At 75.9% G+C, this 19,527-nt stretch carries 14 protein-coding genes; 6 read left to right on the plus strand and 8 right to left on the minus strand.

Annotated elements, in window-relative coordinates; translation table 11 throughout:
* Window positions 1–18: 18 nt before the first annotated feature.
* On the plus strand, window positions 19–2,913 hold the full coding sequence (locus ACZ4SV_RS08940) for a pPIWI_RE module domain-containing protein (protein WP_468002695.1): 2,895 nt from the start codon (window positions 19–21) through the stop codon (window positions 2,911–2,913).
* A 25-nt stretch (window positions 2,914–2,938) separates the two neighbouring features.
* On the opposite strand, the gene ACZ4SV_RS08945 is transcribed toward ACZ4SV_RS08940, so the two are convergent.
* Window positions 2,939–3,415, minus strand: a complete 477-nt coding sequence (locus tag ACZ4SV_RS08945) for an Lrp/AsnC family transcriptional regulator (RefSeq protein WP_365876432.1) — start codon at window positions 3,413–3,415, stop codon at window positions 2,939–2,941.
* 233 nt (window positions 3,416–3,648) lie between these two features.
* Here ACZ4SV_RS08945 and ACZ4SV_RS08950 point away from each other — a divergent pair, with 233 nt between their 5' ends.
* On the plus strand, window positions 3,649–5,622 hold the full coding sequence (locus ACZ4SV_RS08950) for an FUSC family protein (protein ID WP_468002697.1): 1,974 nt from the start codon (window positions 3,649–3,651) through the stop codon (window positions 5,620–5,622).
* Between the two features lie 133 nt (window positions 5,623–5,755).
* Complete coding sequence (locus ACZ4SV_RS08955; RefSeq protein ID WP_468002699.1) at window positions 5,756–6,793, plus strand: lactonase family protein; 1,038 nt, start codon at window positions 5,756–5,758, stop codon at window positions 6,791–6,793.
* A gap of 150 nt (window positions 6,794–6,943) precedes the next feature.
* Here the strand turns inward: ACZ4SV_RS08955 and ACZ4SV_RS08960 are convergent, their stop codons facing one another.
* The 4 genes from ACZ4SV_RS08960 to ACZ4SV_RS08975 all read right to left on the minus strand — a co-directional run bounded on the left by ACZ4SV_RS08960 (window position 6,944) and on the right by ACZ4SV_RS08975 (window position 10,894).
* Window positions 6,944–7,870, minus strand: coding sequence for a sirohydrochlorin chelatase (locus ACZ4SV_RS08960; RefSeq protein ID WP_468002701.1), 927 nt, complete (start codon window positions 7,868–7,870; stop codon window positions 6,944–6,946).
* A 164-nt stretch (window positions 7,871–8,034) separates the two neighbouring features.
* On the minus strand, window positions 8,035–9,009 hold the full coding sequence (locus ACZ4SV_RS08965; RefSeq protein ID WP_468002703.1) for an N-acetylglucosamine kinase: 975 nt from the start codon (window positions 9,007–9,009) through the stop codon (window positions 8,035–8,037).
* Complete coding sequence (locus ACZ4SV_RS08970; RefSeq protein ID WP_365876442.1) at window positions 9,006–9,683, minus strand: uracil-DNA glycosylase; 678 nt, start codon at window positions 9,681–9,683, stop codon at window positions 9,006–9,008. Before ACZ4SV_RS08970 ends, ACZ4SV_RS08965 begins: the two co-directional genes overlap by 4 nt.
* 122 nt (window positions 9,684–9,805) lie before the next feature.
* Entirely contained in the window at window positions 9,806–10,894 is a 1,089-nt protein-coding gene (locus tag ACZ4SV_RS08975) for a WD40/YVTN/BNR-like repeat-containing protein (protein ID WP_468002706.1), read from the minus strand.
* Between the two features lie 270 nt (window positions 10,895–11,164).
* Here ACZ4SV_RS08975 and ACZ4SV_RS08980 point away from each other — a divergent pair, with 270 nt between their 5' ends.
* Window positions 11,165–11,758: an Rv1733c family protein gene (locus ACZ4SV_RS08980; RefSeq protein WP_468002708.1), complete on the plus strand. Its 594-nt coding sequence runs from the start codon at window positions 11,165–11,167 to the stop codon at window positions 11,756–11,758.
* A gap of 1,038 nt (window positions 11,759–12,796) precedes the next feature.
* Here ACZ4SV_RS08980 and ACZ4SV_RS08985 read toward each other — a convergent pair.
* Window positions 12,797–14,809 (minus strand): HEAT repeat domain-containing protein, encoded by a 2,013-nt coding sequence (locus ACZ4SV_RS08985; protein ID WP_468002710.1) that lies wholly within the window; start codon window positions 14,807–14,809, stop codon window positions 12,797–12,799.
* Between the two features lie 142 nt (window positions 14,810–14,951).
* Window positions 14,952–16,613 (minus strand): DNA alkylation response protein, encoded by a 1,662-nt coding sequence (locus ACZ4SV_RS08990; protein WP_468002712.1) that lies wholly within the window; start codon window positions 16,611–16,613, stop codon window positions 14,952–14,954.
* A gap of 72 nt (window positions 16,614–16,685) precedes the next feature.
* On the opposite strand from ACZ4SV_RS08990, the gene ACZ4SV_RS08995 reads away from it, so the two are divergent.
* Window positions 16,686–17,444, plus strand: coding sequence for a PaaX family transcriptional regulator C-terminal domain-containing protein (locus ACZ4SV_RS08995; protein WP_468002714.1), 759 nt, complete (start codon window positions 16,686–16,688; stop codon window positions 17,442–17,444).
* Between the two features lie 218 nt (window positions 17,445–17,662).
* Entirely contained in the window at window positions 17,663–18,664 is a 1,002-nt protein-coding gene (gene sbnB, locus ACZ4SV_RS09000) for a 2,3-diaminopropionate biosynthesis protein SbnB (RefSeq protein ID WP_365882332.1), read from the plus strand.
* 69 nt (window positions 18,665–18,733) lie between these two features.
* Here the strand turns inward: sbnB and ACZ4SV_RS09005 are convergent, their stop codons facing one another.
* On the minus strand, window positions 18,734–19,522 hold the full coding sequence (locus ACZ4SV_RS09005; protein WP_468002716.1) for a pectate lyase: 789 nt from the start codon (window positions 19,520–19,522) through the stop codon (window positions 18,734–18,736).
* Window positions 19,523–19,527 lie beyond the last annotated feature (5 nt).

The following is a 19,527-nucleotide window of genomic DNA, read 5'->3' on the forward strand; positions in this document are numbered from 1 at the left end:
CTCCCGAAGGAGGAACGCGTGTACGGCACCATCCGCACGGCCGCCTACGAACCCGACCCCGCCCACGGACCCTTGCTGGAGTCCCTGCACGTCATGCGCCTGGGCACGGAACTGCACACGGCACTGACCCGGCTGTACGACCACGCCCGGCACCACGACGGCCGGCAGCACGACGGCCGGCCCGCGCGGCTGCCGGTGCGCCAGCTCAACTCCCTGCTGCGGGCCCTGGCCCCCGGCGTCGTGGCCACCGCCCGCAACGCGGACGCCGCCGGCCGCCCCTGGCTGTACGGCAGCGAGCCGGTGCCCGCCGAGGTGGTGGGCCCACTGGTCGCCACCTGGGCGGCCGGCCTGCTGCGCGCACGCGGCGACGACGACCCCGAGGACGACGACGCCGACACCCTCGACCGGGAGGACAGGCTGCTGGATCAGGTGGACACGGTCGTCGCGGACCTGCCCTCCTGGGAGACCGAAGAGGTCGATCTGACCGAGACCACCGTCTCGCCCGGCGGTACCGCCGAGCCCGCCCAGCGGGTGTTCGGCCTGCTGCCGGAATGGGTGGCCCACCGGCTCGCCGCCCGCCCGTTCGACGCGCTCGGTCCGGACATCCGGTTCCGCGTGGTCAGCCGCGAGGGCGGCGCCGAACTCGTCTCGTGGCCGCCGCGGGCACACGAGCACAACAAACGCACCTGGTACTACTCCGCGCTCCTCACCATCGCCGTCCACACCGTGCCGTTCGCCGCACGGCCGCGCGTCCACGTCTCGACGAGCATCCGCCGCTGGGCCACCAGCCTCGCGATCGCGCCCCGCGACCTGCGCGGCAGCACCGTCCTGCTGGACGCACCGCCGCCCTGGCCCGACGGCCCCGGCCGCGCACGCCGGCTGGTGGAGAACACCCTCGCCTACGACCGCGCCCGGGGCCGGGTCGTGTGGCGGCGGCACAGCCCGGCCATCCTGCTGCCGGACCTGGACATCGTGCGGCGCTACCCCGAGGCGGCGGACCTCTTCTCCGCTCCCGGGACCTGGCTCGCCGGCCGCGACGGCATCGCCGCGGGCATCGTCCACAGCCCGGTCCTCGGCCCGCACAGCGTGGGTCCGGGCCTGATGCCCAGGGAACGGTCGCTCCTGGACGCCTGGGTCGAGGAGGGACTGCGGCCGATGCTGCGCCGCGTACCCGATCTCGGCCGGGTCACCCGGCGGAACACGCCCTCGCTGCTGCCCCGTACCGCCCCGGCGGACCAGCCGGAGGTCCGGGAGGCGGCTCTCTGCCTCGGCCGCCGCTCGGCCCTGGCCGGCGTGCTCGACGGCGCTCCGCTGGACGTGGAACTCCTCTGGCAGACACCCGAGACACGCGACGCGCTGATCGCCGCCCTCCCCGCGCTGATCGGACTGCCTCCGGGACGGCGCGTCGACGACGGCGAGGGTGACAGGGCTGGCGCGACGTGGCGTTGGCAGACGGACGGCATCGACATCCGGGTCCGCGCGCGGCCCGCCGGCCGCCTCGCCGATCCCCTGCGGCTCCCGGGAGACCGCGGGCGGTCCCGGGCGCTGCGGCTCGCCGACGCGGTGACCGGCCGGTGCGACCTCGTCTCCCGGGAGCTGACCGAGCCGGCCGACGGTCTGGGCGTCGCCCTCGTCGAGATCCGGGGCAAGGAGGAGTTCCGGAAGGTGCCCGACTCCGACCCCAAGCACGCCCTGCGCATCGCCTGCGCGCACCGGGGGAGGCTGAGCCAGTTCATCACCGTGCCCACGGAGGCGGAGGAGGCCCTCGCGCACCGGGCGCGGTGGGCGTGGCTCGACGTCCTCAGGCAGCTCGGCGCCCTCTCCCCGCCCGCGCACCGGGTCGGCGCGGGCATCCCGGGCGACCTCCAGTACGCCGCGCTCTGGCTGGTCCGCCACACCCGGAAGGGTCCGACACGCTGCCCTGTGCGGCGGCTCGTCGCGGTGCGCGTGCGGCCCGGCGACGGAACCGTGCACGGCTGGGACGCCGAGCGCGCCGAGTGGGTGCCGTACCACCGGCTGCTGCGCCTGCTGGCCGCCGAGGGGACCCAGGCCCCGCCCGCCGCACCCGGAGGGACGGCCACCGGCGGCCGGGCCCGGGAGACGGCGGCGGAGCGGCCATGGCCGTACGAGGCGGCGGCGGGTCGGCCGTGGCCGTACGAGGCGGAGCGGCAGATCAGGACCCTGCTCTACCAGTTCCGCGACCGGCCGACCCTGCTGCTGGCCGACCTGGGCAACCTGCGCCAGTGCTGGCCCCGGCTGCGGAACGGGGCACTGGCGCGGGACATGCTCGGCTTCGGCGTCGACCGGGACCAGCGGCTGGCCGTCTACGGCCCCGACCTGCGCCTGGTCCTCACCCGGGACGGCAACGGCCGCGAGGAGGTACCCGAGTGGTACGCCCACGACGGCACCGGCAAGGTGGGCTTCTCCCAGGGCGTCTGGGGCCCGGCCGAGCCGGACAACCGGGTCTTCGCGAGCACGACCGACGTCCCGCACACGGCGACCCTGCCCAAGGGGCTGATGAAGCTGGTGCCCGTCGCGCCGCACCGGACGGCTCCCCGGAAGACCGCCTGGAACCCGGTGTACCTGGAGCTGACCGTGCTCGGCTGTCTGTCGGAGAAGGCCCTCGCCGACGCCGGCCGCCCGGAGGAGCCGGCCGACTCGCCCGCGGAGTGGGCGACCCTCGCCCATCAGCTCCGCCTGCACGACGACTACCCGCCGCTGTCCCGGCCCCTTCCCCTGCATCTGGCACGGCTGGCGGGGGAGTACGTGCTGCCCCTCGCCGAGCCTGCGTCGCAGCCGGCCGCCTCTGCGTCGCAGCCTGCCGGGTCCGCCGGGTCCGCCGGGTCCGCCGGGTCCGCCGGGTCCGCCGGGCGCGCCGAGACCGTCGGGTCCGGTGGTGACGGGAGCGGCTGAGCCTGCGCGCGCCGGGTCCGGCGGGTCAGCCGCGGGCCGCCCGGCCCACCGACTCCACCAGGGGCAGCAGCCGGAACGGCACGCGCTCGCGCAGCGCCACCTCGGTACGGGTGCGGACCACGCCCGGGAGGCTGATCAGCTTCTGGATCACATCCTCCAGATGCGCGTTGTCCCGGCCCACCACCCGGGCCAGCAGATCCCCGCCACCGGTGATCGAGAACGCCTCCACGATCTCCGGTACGGCGGCCAGCGCGTCCCCCACGTCGTCCAGGTGCCCCTGGGTGACCTCGATGTGCACGAACGCCAGCACCGGATGGCCCAGCGCGGCGGGGGACAGGGACGGGCCCGTGCCGGTGATCACGCCCTCCCGTTCCATCCGCTCCAGCCGGGCCTGGAGCGTGCCGCGGGCCACGCCGAGGATCCGGGCGTACTCGCGCACGCTGGTGCGCGGCTGCTCCAGGAGCAGCCGCAGGATTCGGGTGTCGAGGGTGTCCACGGCCATGACGGACGACTGTACCAATGGCTCAGCCGCCGACCACCCGCGCATGCCCCCGGACCTGGTCCGTTGGCATTCCGGTGAACGCTCGTTACGGTGCGCCGCTGGGCCAATGGCATGGCGATCCGGGCCGGACTTGAGCCAGTGACGCCGGTGATGCTCTCATGGACGTGTCGATGGCGCTGCGGATCCCCGCGGCGCCTTTTCCGTACCGGTGGTCTCCCAGGGGAGGGTGGCAAGTGCTGAAGAGGATGTTCGTGGCTCCGGACCCGGGACGGGCGCGGCTGCGCTTCGCCGCGCGGGCCGTCCTCGGCATCGGGCCGGCGGTCGTGGTCTGCTTCCTGGCCGGGCACTCCCTCGCCGGTGCGGTCACCGGCGGTCTCGCCGCGCTCCTCGCCCTGTTCACCGTCGCCGACCCGACCGTGCGCGGCCAGGCGGTCACCACCGCCCTGCTGCCCGCCGTGGGGCTCCCGGTGCTCGCCGTCGCGGCCGGGCTGCACGACCGGCCCGTCGCCCGCGACCTGGCGTTCCTGGCCGTCGTCGGCGCCGGCGTCTACGCCCGCCGGTGGGGCCCGCGCGGACACAGCCTCGGCGTGTTCGCCTTCATGACCTTCTTCGTGGCCCAGTTCCTGCACGCCACCCCGGCCCGGCTGCCCGAGCTGTACGCCGCCGTCCTGCTCTCCGTGGCCACCGCGGCCGCCGTACGGTTCGGGATGTGGTGCTACGAGCGCCGGCTCCCCCCGGCCGCCGTACCCGCCCCGCCCGGCGGCACCGGGCTGGCCCGGGTGACCACCCGGCAGGCCGTCCAGGCGACCGCCGGCGCCGGTTTCGCGCTCCTCCTGGGCCAGTTGGTGTCCGGACAGCGCTGGTACTGGGCCGTCGGCGCCACCTGGTGGATCTTCGTCAACACCGCCTCGCGCGGCGAGACCCTGGTGCGCGGCTTCCGCCGGGTCCTCGGCACGGTGATCGGCATCGGGCTGGGCTTCCTCGTCGCCGTCCCGGTGCACGGCGCGCCCGTGCCGACGGCCGGCCTCGTCGCCGTCTGCGTCGTCGGCATCTTCTACACGGCCGCCGTCTCCTACACCTGGATGATGCTCTGGGTGACCCTGCTCGCCGAACTCCTCTACGGCCTGCTCGGCGTCCTCAGCCCCGGGCTGCTCGGGCTGCGGCTCGCCGAGACCGCCGTCGGCGCGCTCGGCGCCGCGCTCGCGGTCGCCCTGGTCCTGCCGGTCACCACGCACGCCACCACCGACGCCTGGATCCAGCGGGCGCTGCGCTGTGTGCACGCCTGCACCGCCGAGGCCGCGGCCCGCCTGGCCGGCTCCGCCACGGCCGACCCGGCGCCCCGCGTGGCCGAGCTGGAGCAGTTGCTCGGCCGGGTGCGGCTGTCGGTGGCGCCGCTGGTGCACCCGCTGAACCCGCTGGCGGCGCGCAAGGCGCGGGCCCGCCGGGTGCTGGCGCTGCTGGACGACTGCGCCCGCGAGATCCGTGGTCTGGTGGCGGTCGCCGCCGACCCGGAGGCGTCCCACGACGCCCGGCTGGCCGCCGCCTGCTGGCGCGTCGAGGCCGCGGTCGAGGCCCTCACCGCGGGCCGCGCCACCCCGACGCCCCACCCGGCCGCAAACCCGTCCCCGACCTCCGTGCCCGCTTCCGCGCCGGCTTCTGGGTCCGGGCCCGCGGTGGTGGCGGCACCTTCTGGGTCCGCGTCTGCGGTGGTGGCGGAGCCTGGTCTCGCGTCGGCTTCTGGGTCCGGGTCCGCGGTGGTGGCGGCGTCCGGCCTCGCGCCGGCTTCCGCATCCTGCCTCGCGGCGATCCCGGCGCACGGCGCCGCCTCGGCCTCTGTGCCTGGCCTGGCGTCAACCTCCGCGCAGGGGTCCGTTGCGGCCTCGTCGCATGGCTTGGCGCCGGCTCTTACGTCCGGGTCCGCGGCGGTCCCGGCCCCCGCCCGCGCCTCGGCTTCCGCGCATGACCTCACCCCGGCCCCCGCGCACGACCCCACCCCGGCCCAGGCGCACAGCGCCCCCGTAGCGATTCCCGCGCCCCGCCCCGTCCCGACCCCCGTGCACAACCCCATGCCGGACTCCGCGGACCACCTCGCCCTGTCCCGTCCGCACGGTCCCGCGCTGGTCCATCTGCATGGTCTGGAGCGTGCCCTCGCCGATCTCGCGGAGCCGCTGCGCAGGCCCGCCGGGGCCCGGCTGGTCCGTGCCTGAGCGGGGTCGGCGGCGAGAGGCACCGCGTGACGAACCGCCCGGCCGGCCCGCCCTCTTGGTCTAGACCGTTACCGGTCGGCTGCTACCGTCGGCCCCGGAGCGGCACGACCGGCTCGACCGAGAGGGGACAGCGGTGGCACAGGACGGCAGGGCGGGCGGACGCCGGGCGTTCATCGGATCGTTCACGGCGGCGGGCGGCCCCGGCCTGGTGACCGCCCGGCTCGCGGCGGACGGCGGGGCCCTCACCCTCGGCGCCGCCGTCAAGGACGTACCCGACCCCTCCTACCTCGCCCTCGCACCGGACGGGCGCACCCTCTACGCGGTCAGCGAGACGGCCGAGGGAGCCGTCGCCGCCTACCGCGTCACCGGCGACCGCCCCGAACCCGCCGGCGCACCGGTGCCGGTGGGCGGCAGCGGACCCACCCACCTCGGCGTGTACGCCGGGCATGTGCTGACCGCCAACTACGGCTCCGGCAGCGTCACCGCCGTACCCGTGCGCCCGGACGGCACGCTCGCCGCCGCGCCCTCCGGACGGCTCCAGCACACCGGCTCGGGCCCGCACGACCGGCGCCAGCGCGGCCCGCACGCCCACCAGGTGCAGCCCGACCCGAGCGGCCGGTGGGCCGTCAGCGTCGACCTCGGCACGGACTCCGTCCGCGTCTGCACGCTCGTCGGCGGCAGCCCCGCCGTGCACCGCGAGTTCGCCCTGCGCCCGGGCTCCGGGCCGCGCCACCTGGCCTTCCACCCGGACGGCGAGCACGCCTACGTGGTCAACGAGCTGACTCCCACCGTGACCGTGTGCCGCTGGGACGCCCCGACCGGCTCGCTCAAGCCCCTCACCGAGGTCCCCGTGCTGCGCGACGCACCGGTCGGCGACGCCTACCCCTCGGGGATCGCCGTCTCGCCCGACGGCCGCTTCGTGTGGACGGCGACCCGCGGCGAGGACGTCCTGTCGGTCCTCGCCGTCGAGGCGGACGGGCTGCGGCTGACCGGCACGGTGCCCTGCGGCGGGCACTGGCCACGCGCGCTGGCCCATCACGACGGCTACCTCTACGCGGCCAACGAGCGCTCCGGCGACGTGTCCTGGTTCGCCGTGGACACGGCCACGGGCACGCCCCGCTACGACGGCTCCGTACGCGTCCCCGCCGCCTCCTGCGTCGTCTTCGGCTGAACACACCGGGCCCCCCGGCCGGACCACGCCGCCCGGGGCACGGCGAAGGGCCCGCTCCGGACAGGAGCGGGCCCTTTCGCGGGACGGATGCCGATGCCGCGTGCCGGTGGCCGGCGCGGTACGGAGACCGCGTGCCGGTGGCCGCAGGCGTCAGCGGACCGGTGCGCCCTGCGCCGGCTGCGGGGCGATGCCCAGCGCCGTCGTGTACTTGGCGAGCGCCAGCTTGCCGATCGCCGGGTACGCGCCGAGCGCCTCGGCGGTGGCACAGCCCGCCTCCTCGGCCGCGGCGGCCAGCAGCCCCGGCTCGATCTCCGGGCCGACCAGGTACGGCGCCAGGGCGAGCTGCTGCGAACCGGCGGACCGCAGTTGCTCGGCCACGGAGGAGATGGAACCCTCCTGGTCCAGCGCCGCCGCCATCACCGGCACGGCCAGGCGCGCGGCGAGCAGCATGCCGGTGATGCCGGCCGCCTGCACGGCCTCCTCGCCGCCCACGGTGGCCAGGACGATGCCGTCGGCGGCGGTGGCCACGGTGAACAGCCGGGCCCGGTCGGCGCGGGCCAGACCCGCCTCGGACAGCCGCACGTGCAGCGCCTCGGCGAGCAGCGGGTGCGGGCCCAGCACATCGGTCAGCTCGGCGGCGGCCCGGCTGTCCATCACGGACTGCCGGACGCGGCGCAGCAGCGCGCCGTCCGGACCGGCCAGCAGCGGAACGACGACGGCGTCCGGGCCGTCGGACTCCTTGGCTCCCTCGACCCCGGCGGCGGCCGCCCGCTCGCGCCGCGCGGTGCGCTCACCGGCGGTGCGCGCCAGCACGGAGCGCAGCGTGGGGAACTCGGCGTCGTCCCCGTCCACATACCCGATCCGGGCGTCCAGGCCGGGCAGTTCGGAGCGGGCGATGCTCACGACCTCCTCGGCGAGGCTGCGCGTGGCGGGGCTGGGCGCACCGGGCACCGCGAGGACGAGCGCGGGCGCGCCCTCGGGAGCCACCAGCGGTTCCGGGCGGCGGTGCCGTCCGGGCTGGCGGGGTCGCGGCATTCGTACGGGCAGGCCGGACGCGGGTCCAGTGGGGGAGCTCATGGCGCCGCATGTTACTGGTTTCCTGCGCTCCGGCGTTCGGGGAGGGTGCAGGTGAGCGGTATCCGTCCGGTTTTGTCTGATGAGTTACGCGGGCGGGACACCCCCGTTCCGGCACATGCCGGGCACATGGTCCGCACCGGGGCAGAACCGCTCATGCCGGAAGCTCAGTCACCTCCGGTACGGGTCACGCAGAGCAGCGCCGGTTCGTCCGGCAGGAGGAGCCGGTCCGCCGCCAGATCCGTCGCGATCCGCACCGCGCCGTGCAGCGGGTCGCCCTCGGCCGGCACCTGCCGGGCGTGCGGCAGCCTGCGGGTCAGTTCCTCCCGCACGGGCGCGAGGAGCGGCTCGCCCATGCGGAACAGACCGCCGGTGAGCGCCACTTCGGGTGCGCCGTCCGCCGGGCACACGGCGGCGGCGGAATCGGCCAGGTGCCGGGCCGCCGCGCGCAGGATGTCCGCGGCGACCGGGTCGTGCGCGGCGCACTCGGCCACCCGGGGCGCGAACGAGGCCAGTACGGCGGCCCGGTCGTCCCGCGGGTAGAGCAGGCCGGGCAGGCCGCGCACCGGGCCAAACCGCTCCTCCGCGCAAGCCAGCAGCGGTGCGGAACCGCCGTCCCGGCCGTCGTGGGCGCGCAGCGCGGCCTCCAGTCCGGCCCGCCCGATCCAGGCACCGCCGCCGCAGTCGCCCAGCAGATGCCCCCAGCCGTCGGCCCGCCGCCAGCCCGTCAGGTCCGTGCCCACCGCGATCACTCCGGTGCCCGCGGCCAGCACGGCGCCGGGCCGCGCCCCGAGGGCGCCGGCGTACGCGGTGACGGCGTCCGCGGCGAGCGCCACACCGCGCACCCCCAGCTCCCGGGCGAGCGCGCCGGGCAGTTCGGCGCGCAGGGCGTCGCCCAGGCTGGCGAACCCGGCGGCCCCGACGACGGCCGTGCCCAGCGCGTCCAGTCCCGCCTCCGCGGCCAGGGCGCGCGCCACCGGGACGAGCTGCTCCAACAGGTGGTCCGGGTCGAGGCCCCGCGCACCGGTGCGGACCGGTTCCCGGGTCTCCCGCCGGGCGGAGGGCTCCCGCCCCGGCACCCCGACGGCGATCCGGAGGCCGGAACCGCCGGAGTCCACGGCGAGATACCCGGGGACGGTCACGGCAGACGCCAGTCCACCGGCTGCCCGCCCTGCTGGATCAGCAGGTCGTTGGCCCGGCTGAACGGGCGCGAACCGAAGAAACCGCGGTCGGCCGACATGGGCGAGGGGTGTGCGGACTCCACCGCCGGCAGACTGCCCAGCAGCGGACGCACGTTGCGGGCGTCGCGGCCCCACAGGATCGACACCAGCGGCTTGCCGCGTGCCGCCAGCGCCTTGATCGCCTGCTCGGTGACCTCCTCCCAGCCCTTGCCGCGGTGCGCGCCCGGGCTGCGCGGCGCCGTGGTGAGCGCCCGGTTGAGCAGCAGGACACCCTGCTGCGCCCACGGCGTGAGATCCCCGGTGGACGGCTGGGGCAGCCCCAGGTCGGCGTGCAGCTCCCGGAAGATGTTGATCAGGCTGGGCGGCAGCGGGCGTACCTCCGGAGCGACGGAGAACGACAGCCCCACCGCGTGCCCCGGGGTCGGATACGGGTCCTGGCCTACGATCAGGACCCGCACCTCGTCGAAGGGCTGCTGGAAGGCCCGCAGGACGTTCGGTCCGGCCGGGAGGTAGGTGCGTCCGGCGGCGATCTCCGCGCGCAGGAAGTCGCCCATCACGGCGATCCGTCCGGCGACGGGTTCCAGGGCCTTCGCCCAGCCCGGTTCGACGATTTCATGCAAGGGTCGTGGTGCCACGGGCGTCACCCTACTGCCGCACACCCGTCGGCGATCAACCGTTGGCCGGAGCCCGCCCGGCGTCCGCCGCGCCGCCGGTCCGCCCGTGCGCCTGTCCTCGCCGGCGGGCGGGGCGGGTGCCGTCATCCGATCACCGCGGCCCGTACGCAGAGCACGTCCGGCAGGTGCGCGGCCAGCAGCCGCCAGCTCTCGCCGTCGTCGGCCGAGGCGAAGACCTCGCCGTTGCGGTTGCCGAAGTACACCCCGGCCGGGTCCGCTTCGTCCGTGCACAGGGCGTCGCGCAGCACCGTGCCGTAGTGGTCCTCCGCCGGCAGTCCCTCGCTGAGCGGCTCCCACGACCCGCCCGCGTCGGTGGTGCGGAAGACCCGGCAGCGGCGTCCGGCGGGCACCCGGTCGGCGTCCGCGTTGATCGGGAAGACGTACGCCGTGCCGCCCCGGCGCGGGTGCGCGGCCACCGCGAAGCCGAACGTGGACGGCAGGTTCCCGCCGATGTCGGTCCACCGCGCACCCGCGTCGTCGCTGCGGTACACCCCCCAGTGGTTCTGCAGGTACAGCCGGTCCGGGTCGCGCGCGTCCCGGGCGACCTTGTGCACGCACTGGCCGAACTCCGGGTACGGGTCCGGCAGGAACACCGCGGACACCCCGGAGTTGGACGGCGACCAGCTCGCGCCGCCGTCCGTCGTGCGGTACACCCCCGCCGCCGAGACGGCCACCGTCACGGACCGCGGGTCGCGTGCGTCGGTGAGCACCGTGTGCAGGCCCTCACCGCCCAGGCCCGGCACCCACCGGGAGCGGGTCGGGTGTTCCCACAGCGGCCGGACCAGCGTGAAACTCTCGCCGCGGTCCTCCGAGCGGTACAGCGCGGCCGGTTCCGTGCCCGCGTACACCACGCCGGGCTCGGCGGCGGCCGGGTGGAGCTGCCAGACGCGCTCCAGACAAGCGCCGGTGTCCTTGGGGAACTTCACGGCGGGCCGTGCCGGTTCGGTCCAGTTGCGGCCGAGGTCGTCGGAGTGGAAGACCGACGGGCCCCAGTGCGTGCTGTCACCGCCGGCCAGCAGCCGGGGCCGGGGCTCGCGGGTGTCGAGCGCGACCGAGTACACGGCCTGTGCGTTGAAATACGGACTTTCGTCGAACTCCCAGGGGCCGCCGCCCCGTCGCCGTCCGATGAAGAGGCCTTTGCGGGTGCCCACCGCGAGCAGTACCTCGGCCATGCCGGTCACCTCCGGGACGCCTTTGTCCGGGTTGTCATCAGATAGCGGCCAGTGTGCACCCCAGCACTGACAATCACCCCCACAACGGTCGTCCGCGCAGGTCAGGGCCTGTGTCGCCGCCGGGTGGCCAAGATCGGCCGGTTCCGTCGCCGAGCACCTGCGCGAGAGGGGTGTGCCGTGCGACCGTCGGGTAACGGCTCGTCGTGAGCAACGGAGCGATCCCTTCCGTAGAGAAGGGCGGTCCGGCCGGTCGGTGCGCTCGTGAGGAGGATGCCCTTGAAGGCGTTCCGTGGTCCGAAGGCGTGGCTGTGGCGCTGGCGGCGCAACCCGCTCAAGCGCCGGGCCGACGTGGTGGAGGCCTGGGTGGTGCTCGGTGCCTGTCTGCTGACCGTCCTGGGCGGGGTGCTGGCGGGCCTCGCGGCAGCCGGTTCGGTGCAGCACGCACTGGCCCGGGAGCGGGATGGCCGGCGGCCCGCTGCGGCCCGGGTCGCCGAGAAGGTCCCGGACACGGCCGCCGCGCGCAACAGCCGCTCCTCCGGCGGCGGACGGGTCTGGGTCCGGGTCCGCTGGACGGCGGCCGACGGCTTTGCGCACACCGGCCAGGTCCGGATGCAGCCCGGCGCCGAGGCCGGTACGCCGGTCACCGTGTGGACCGACCGGCGGGACCGGCTCGTGAACAGGCCCACCTCCGCCGCCGAGGCCGCGTTCCGGGCGACCCTGATCGGCATCCTGGTCGGCGTCAGCGCCGCCGCCGTCCCCTGCGTCGGCGGCCTGGCCCTGCGCGGCCGTCTGGAACGCCGCCGCCTCCAGGAGTGGGACACGGAATGGGCCCGCCTAGGCCCCCAGTGGGGCCGGACGGTCTGACCCCACGCCCGGGACCACCCCACCACCCCGGACGCGGCAGCCACCGGAACCCGCCCGAGCACGACAGCCATCGGCACCCCCGGCCCCGGGCACGGCACCCACCGGCCCGGCGCCCACCGGAACTCACCGGCGGGGCGCGGCGCCCGCCGGCGCCCCACCGCCCCGGATACGGCAGTCACCGGCTCCCTGGGTCCGGCAGCCACCGGCACTCCACCGGCCCAGACGCGGCAGGTCACTGGGACTCAGCGTTCGGGTGGGGCGCCCGCCTGGCGCCCCACCGACCTGGATACGGCAGTCGCCGGCTCCCCACCGGTCTGGGCGCGGCAGCCGCCGGCCCCAGCGGTCCGGGGCGACGTCCACCGGGACTTACCGGCCGGGCGCGGCAGGCCACCGGCACCCACCGCCCCGGGCGCGGCAGGTCACCGGGCTCACCGGCCGGATGCGGCAGCCAGCGGTGCCCCACCGGCCCGGTACGGCGGGTACCGGGACGCACCGGCCGGGGGTGGCAGCCGTCGGCACCCACCCGGTGCGGCGCCCACCGGCATCCACCGCCCTGGGCACGGGAGTCACTGGGACTCATCGGCCCGGTGTGGCGCTCACCGGGACCCACTGCCCCGGGCGCGGCAGTCACCGGGGCTCACCGGCCGGGCGCGGCGCCCAGCGGCCCGGATACGGCAGTCGCCGGCTCCCCACCGGCCTGGGCGCGGCAGCCACCGGCCCCAGCGGTCCGGCGTGGCGCCCGCCGGGGCTCACCGGCCGGGGTACGGCAGCTCACCGGGGCCCACCTGCCGGGCGTGGCGCCCACCGGCACCCCGCCGGCCCGAATACAGCAGCCACCGGAACTCACCGGCCCAGGCGCGGCAGGTCACCGGCATCCACCGCCCCGGGCGCGGCAGTCACCGGGGCTCACCGGCCGGGCGCGGCACCCCGTCGGCCCGGATACGGCAGCCACCGGAACGCACCGCCCCGGGCGCGGCAGCCCACCCGGCTCACCGCCCGCACGCGGCAGTCACCGGTCCACCGTCGCAGCCACACCTGTCACCCGTCCCCTCTGAAGCCCCCCAGTCCCCCCAGCACCCCCCGGCACCTGCGCAGCAGTTCCTCGTCGTCGGGGATGGCGTGGGTGGTGTCCGGGGACCGGTGGGCGGTGTGGCGGCGGGGGCTGCTCAGTTCCGTGGTGAGCAGGTCGTGCAGCGGCGCGGCGGCGGGGCCCATCGCGGTCAGGCAGTCGGCGATGGACAGGCGGGTGCCGGGCGCCGCCGGCCAGGCGGCACGGAACACGGGCACGACCGGCTCCGGGTCCCCGCCGATGTGCCACAGCGCGCACGCGACCGGTACGCGCTCCGGCAGCGGCTCCGACCGTGCGAGCCGGTGCAGAAGGGGCAGCACGGGGCGCGCGGCCGGGCCCAGCCGGCCGAGCTGGCGTGCGGCGCCGAGGCGTATCCGCGCGTCGCCGTGGGACAACTCGCGCAGCAGCACGGGGAGGACGGCGCCGGTGTCGCCGTCCGCCGACCACAGCGCGCCCGCCGCGGTGGCCGCGTGCCGGGTGGTGAGCAGAGCGCGCAGCGCCGGTGCCGCCTGGGCCGCGGCGCCCAGCTCCGTCAGTGTCCCGATCAGCCGGGGGACGAGCGCGTCCCGCGCGCCCGGTCCGCCGGGTGCCCCGGAGAGCAGCCGCAGCAGTTCGGGCACGGCATGCTGGTCCCCGATGGCTCCCAGCGCCGTCAGCAGCGGCGCGGCGAGCCGGGCGGCGGCGGGCGAGGCCAGGGGGATGCGGGCGAGCCGGTGGCGCAGCGCGGGGGCGAGCGGGGCCGCGGCCCGGCCGAGGTGCGCCGCCTCGCGGCCCAGCTCCTCGGGTGCCGCCGGACCCGCCAGCAACTGGGCGAGGGCCGGGACCGCGCGCGAATCGCCGCTTCTGACCAGCGCCTTCAGCGGACCGCCCAGCGTGGGCGGGCAGCGCTCCCAGCGGTGGGTCCACAGGTCGGGCCGGGCGGTCACCAGCGCGTGCAGGGCGTCCGCCGCGGGTGCGGCCAGGGTGTACAGCTCCGCCAGCACGGAGACCGCCGAGTCCCGTAACCGGTCCTCCTCGGTGTCCAGTTGGTCCCCGAGCAGCCGCACCGGAGCGTCGTACGCGCCGCGCCAGCCGCGGAACAGCCCCGCCGACATCCACACGCCGTTGCACCGGTCCACCGGGTCCGGACTGGTCAGCTGGCCGGTGAGCAGGGCGATCCGGTCGTCGACCCGGTCACCGAGCGCGCCGTGCAGGGTGCGCAGCAGGGTGGCGCCCTGTTCGTCGGAGGGGCGCAGCCGCCGTATCCGGCCCACCAGCGTGTCCGGGCCGGGGTGTTCCCCGGCCTGCCGGCGCTGCGCGGAGCGCTGCCGCAGCAGCCGGACCGCCGTCGGCACCAGGTCGGCGGGGAGCCGGCCGGGCGCCACCAGCGCGAGCCGGCCGAGCGCCGCGAGCCGCAGACCCGGCGGGTAGGGCGGTGCGCTCCGTTCGGCCAGCAGGTCCACCGCGCCGGCGGCGTGCGCGGCGTGCCGGCGGGCGAACAGGCCGAGCGCGTCGACGAGGGCCGGCAGCACCAGGTCGTCGTGCTCCGCCCGCAGCCGCCGCCGCAGCAGTTCCAGGACCCGCGCGGGCTCGTCCAGGAAGCGCACCAGGGCCCCGGCCACCGCCCGCCGCACGGCGGGGTCCGGGTCCCCGGCGAGCACGGCGAACGTCTCCGCGCCCGCGCACACCGCCGCCCGCGCGCGGGGGTCCCGCGCCGTCTCCTCCTCGCCCTCCCCGCCGATGCTGACCAGCAGTTCCACGATGCCGCCGCGGTCCGGCACCTCCTCGCGCGCCGCCAGCGCGAACAGGAACGGGACGCAGGCCGGCGTCGCGTCGAACACCCTGCCCTCGTGGTGCACCGCGCCGTACATCCCGTCGAGCGCGGTCGCCCGCTCGGCGGTGTCCGCGGACGCCAGGGCCCGCAGCCGGCCGGGCAGATCCTCCGCGCTGCCGTGCGCGTGCCGCAGCGAGGCCCAGTCGACCTCGTCGATCCCCGTGAACACGTTGTCCTCCCCAGACGAGTGCCACCTGATCGCGAGTGTGCACCACGGCACCGACAACGGTACGCGTCCGGCCGCTGACTGTGTGCGATCCGTCGGCGGTCACCGGCCACGGCAGGGCGGTGGCGGACACCCGCGGCAGGGGTCAGTCGCCGGCGGGCAGGGCGCGCGCCAGGATGGCGTCGAGTCCGGTGCCGGCGGGCAGGGTGCCGAACGCGTGCCCCCAGTCGCCGCCCAGCCGGGAGGCGCAGAAGGCGTCCGCGACCGGGTGCGGGGCGTACCGGACGAGCAGGGACGCCTGGAGGGCGAGCGCCATCCGCTCGACCAGCCGGCGGGCGCCCGCCTGATCGGTTCCGGCCACCTGGTCCTTGAGCGCGGCCACGGTCGCGTCCAGGCGGGCGTCGGCCCCGCGCGCGAGGGCGAGTTCGGCGAACAGCGCCTGGGCGCCGTCCTGTTCCCGGCCGAGGGCGCGCAGCACGTCGAGCGCGTTGACGTTCCCGGAGCCCTCCCAGATCGACAGCAGTGGGGCCTCGCGGTAGTGCCGGGGCATCCCGGAGTCCTCGACGTAGCCGTTGCCGCCCAGGCACTCCAGGGCCTCGGCGGTGAAGGCCGGGCCGCGCTTGGTGACCCAGTACTTGCCGACGGCGGTGGCGACGCGCCGGAAGGCCCGCTCCCCGGCGTCCCCGCGCACCGCGCGGTCGGCCGCGCCGGCCAGCCGCAGCGTGAGCGCGGTCGCGGCCTCCGACTCCAGCGCGAGATCGGCCAGGACGTTGCGCATCAGCGGCTGTCCGAGCAGCCGGGCGCCGAAGGCGCTGCGGTGCCGGGCGTGGTGGCCGGCCTCGACCAGCGTCTTGCGCATGAGGGTCGCCGAGGCCATCACACAGTCCAGCCGGGTGCAGTTGACCATCTCGATGATGGTCTTCACGCCCCGCCCCTCCGGGCCCACCAGCCAGGCCACCGTCCGGTCGAACTCCGGTTCCGAGGAGGCGTTGGAGCGGTTGCCCAGCTTGTCCTTCAGCCGCTGGATGCGGAAGGTGTTGCGGCTGCCGTCCGGCAGGACCCGCGGCACCAGGAAGCACGACAGCCCGCCCGGGGCCTGCGCGAGCACCAGGAAGAGATCGCACATGGGCGCCGACGTGAACCACTTGTGCCCGCGCAGCGTGTACACGCCCGGTTCGCCGGTGGGCGTCGCCGTGGTGGTGTTCGAGCGCACGTCGGAGCCGCCCTGCTTCTCCGTCATGCCCATCCCGGCGAGCAGTCCGGGCTTCTCGGCGGGGACGCGCAGCTCCGGGTCGTACTCCCGGCTGGTGAGCAGCGGCTCGTACACCTTGGCGAGATCCGGCTGGGCGCGCAGGGTGGGCACGGCGGCGTACGTCATCGAGGTGGGGCAGCCGTGTCCCGCCTCCGTGTGCCCCCACACCAGGCCGCCCGCGGTCCGGGCCACGTGCGCGCCCGGCCGGTCGTCGGCCCACGGGGTGCCGGCCAGGCCCTCGGCGACCGCCGTCCGCAACAGGTGGTGCCAACTGGGGTGGAACTCGACTTCGTCGACGCGGTGGCCGTAGCGGTCGTGGGTGCGCAGCACCGGCTCGTGCCGGTTCGCCAGCCCGGCCCACTCCTGCGCCTCCACGCTGCCGGCGCGCGCCCCCAGCCGCCGGACGTCCGCCTCCGCCCAGTCCGCGCCCTCCCGGCGCAGCCCCTCCAGCAGGGCCGGGTCGTCGGAGGCGTCATACGGCGCGAGCGGCGGGGGCTGGTTGGTGACGTCGTGCGTGACGGACTGCGGCTGCGGCTGCGCGGGAAGCGAGACCATACCCAGCATGTTGCACTCTTTCCGCGGTCGTAGCAATGTTGCAACAACGGGTGGCACGTACAGTACGGACCCATGCGCATGAACGTTTCGGCGGAACCGGACCCGGCGGGGACGCGGCCGCTGTCCGCCCGGTCGGTGGTGCTGAGCCTGCTGCTCGGCACGCACCCGCCGCGACTGCCGGTGAAGGACCTGGTCCGGCTGGTGGAGCCGTTCGGGGTCGGCGGCTCCACGCTGCGGGCCGCGCTGAGCCGGATGGTGGCCGCCGGGGACCTGCGCCGCGCGGACGGCTTCTACCGGCTCAGCGACCGGCTGCTGGACCGCCAGCGCCGCCAGGACGACGCCGTACACCCCCGCACACGCGTGTGGGACGGCGACTGGGAGATGGTGGTGATCACGGCGACCGGCCGCGGCCCCGCCGAACGCGCCGGCCTGCGCGCCCGGCTGGCCGCGCTGCGCCTGGCCGAACTGCGCGAGGGCGTGTGGCTGCGCCCGGCCAACCTCGACCGCCCGCTGCCCGCCGAGGTGCACCGGGTGGCGCTGACGTACACGGCCCGTCCCGGCGAGCCGCCGCGCGAGCTGGCCGCCCGGCTCTGGCCGCTGGCCGGCTGGGCGGCCACCGCGCGCGCCCTGCTCGCCCGCGCGAGCCGCGCGGACCAGCCGGCCGACCGGCTCGGCGCCTACGCGGCGGCCGTCCGCCATCTGCTCGCCGACCCGGTCCTGCCGCCCGCGCTGCTGCCCGCCGACTGGCCGGGAGGGGAACTGCGCGCCGCGTACGCCGGATACCGGCGGGAACTGGCCGCTTTCCTCGGAGCGCGGGACGCCGGGAGCTGACCGGCAGGAGCGTCCCGCACGGCCCGCCGAACACGCCTGCGGACAACGGCGGTTGCCGGACACGTGCTTGTCAGGCAGGTCGGGCCATGCCAGAGTGGCGTCTTCGTGAGGCTGACCGATGGACACCCTCCGCCGCGGCGCCGACCCCGCCGCGCGGACCCGGTTCCGCGGTCTGGAATGTGATGGCAGCGGAGATCCCGAGCCGGGGGGAACACAGGGTGTTCACGTTCGACATCGTCCCGGGCGGCACTGTGCGCGATGTGCTGCGCGACGGCCGCCGCGACATCATCGACCTGGTGGACCGGACCTACCGCCTCCACGAGGCCGGCCGGACCGTCAATCCCGACAGCTACTTCCTGCGTTTCCCGGAGAAGCCGGACTCCCGCATCATCGCGCTGCCCGCCTTCCTCGGCCCCGAGTCCGGCGTCGCCGGCATCAAGTGGATCGCCAGCTTCCCCGAGAACACCCGGTCCGGCGCGCCCCGCGCCTCCGCCGTGCTCGTCCTCAACGACTACGAGACCGGCTATCCCGTGGCCTGTCTGGAAGCCGCCGCGATCAGCTCCGCCCGCACCGCCGCCTCCGCGGCGCTCGCCGCCCGCACGCTGCGGCCCGCCGGGTACCAGGGCAGCACGATCGCGGTCGTGGGCGCCGGAGTCATCGCCCGCAACATCTGCGACTACCTGCACGCCGCGGACTGCGTTCCCGGCTCCTGGCTCGTCCACGACCTGCACGAACCCTCCGGCCAGGCCCTGGTCGAGCACCTGCGCGCCACCGGGCGGGCGCCCGCCGCCTTCACCACGGACCTCGGCGAAGCCCTGGCCGCCGACACCGTCGTGTTCGCGACCACGGCACTGAAGCCGTACGTCACCACGCCGTTCAAACCCGGCCAGCTCGTGCTGCACATCTCGCTGCGCGACCTGGCGCCCGAGGTGGTGCTGGCGGCCCAGAACATCCTGGACGACGTCGACCACTGCCTGAAGGCCGACACCTCGCCGCACCTCGCCGAACAGGCCACCGGCTCGCGGGATTTCGTCACCGGCACGCTGGCCGGCGTACTGAACGGCGAGGTGACGCCCGACGCGGAACGCCCGGTGGTCTTCTCGCCGTTCGGCCTCGGCGTCCTGGACCTCGCGGTCGGCGCCTTCGTCCTGGAGCGGGCGCGGCGCGACGGCACCGCCATCGAGATCCCCGACTTCTTCGGGGAGACGCGCCGCTGGTGACCCGGCCGCGCGCGGACGGCCAACGCGTCACCGGGCCGGGCCGCCGGATGCGGCCCGGCCCGGCGGGACTCACTTGTAGGTGATGTCCGAGCCGGCGTACTTGCAGTAGGTGCCGTCCGGGTCCGAGCCGTTCGTGGTCGGCTCCTTGCCGGCGTTGTTGCCGATGTACTTCTGGCAGGGAATGATCTTCTTGCCGGTGTCGCCGACGATGGTGATGTTGCGCAGGGTCGCGCTGTCGCCGTAGTTCGTGTTGATGCCGACCAGCTTGCTGCCCTTGTAGGTCGCCTCGATGCCGCTGAGGTTGATCGTGCGCTTGTACTGCGTCTTGCAGTTGCCGCAGGAGCGGGCGAAGGTGCCGAAGTTCTTCACCGCGAAGCCCGACACGTTGAGCGTGCCGGCCCCGTTGAACTGGAAGACCTTGTCGCTGGCCTCCTTCGCCCCGCCGCCGCTGACGGTGTAGACGTTGGACGACGAGGAGCCGAGGAAGGTGGCCGCGTCCTCGCCGACGTCCTCCCACCAGACGTTCTGGAGCGTGCAACTGCCGAGGCAGTGGATGCCGTCCGCGGCCGGGGAGCCGATGATGACGTTCTTGAGGACCGTGCCGGGAGCCAGCTCCAGCAGCGGGCCCTGGTCCTCGTCCTGGCTGTCGCTGCCGAGGTCGCCGCTGCCGTAGAGCCGCTTCAGCCCGTAGTCCTTGGTGCCGGAGACCGAGATGGTGGCGGAGACCGCCTGGCTGCCGTTGGCGGAGGGCCAGGTGGCCGCGCCCGCCGGCGCACCGGAGGTCATGAGCATGCCAAGTGTGAGTCCGAGGGTGGCCAGGCCGCCCAGCAGACCGCGCGAGGTCGCTGATGAGGTCATGTCCC

The organism is Streptomyces sp. NPDC027672, assembly GCF_055566335.1.

Excerpts from the sequence above, each read along its gene's own strand:
- ACZ4SV_RS08960 (WP_468002701.1), bottom strand. The coding sequence starts at position 7,870 with ATGAGCTCCCCCACTGGACCCGCGTCCGGCCTGCCCGTACGAATGCCG.
- ACZ4SV_RS09005 (WP_468002716.1), bottom strand. The coding sequence starts at position 19,522 with ATGACCTCATCAGCGACCTCGCGCGGTCTGCTGGGCGGCCTGGCCACC.
- ACZ4SV_RS08945 (WP_365876432.1), bottom strand. The coding sequence starts at position 3,415 with ATGGCCGTGGACACCCTCGACACCCGAATCCTGCGGCTGCTCCTGGAG.
- ACZ4SV_RS08980 (WP_468002708.1), top strand. The coding sequence starts at position 11,165 with ATGCCCTTGAAGGCGTTCCGTGGTCCGAAGGCGTGGCTGTGGCGCTGG.
- ACZ4SV_RS08990 (WP_468002712.1), bottom strand. The coding sequence starts at position 16,613 with ATGGTCTCGCTTCCCGCGCAGCCGCAGCCGCAGTCCGTCACGCACGAC.
- ACZ4SV_RS08975 (WP_468002706.1), bottom strand. The coding sequence starts at position 10,894 with ATGGCCGAGGTACTGCTCGCGGTGGGCACCCGCAAAGGCCTCTTCATC.
- ACZ4SV_RS08995 (WP_468002714.1), top strand. The coding sequence starts at position 16,686 with ATGCGCATGAACGTTTCGGCGGAACCGGACCCGGCGGGGACGCGGCCG.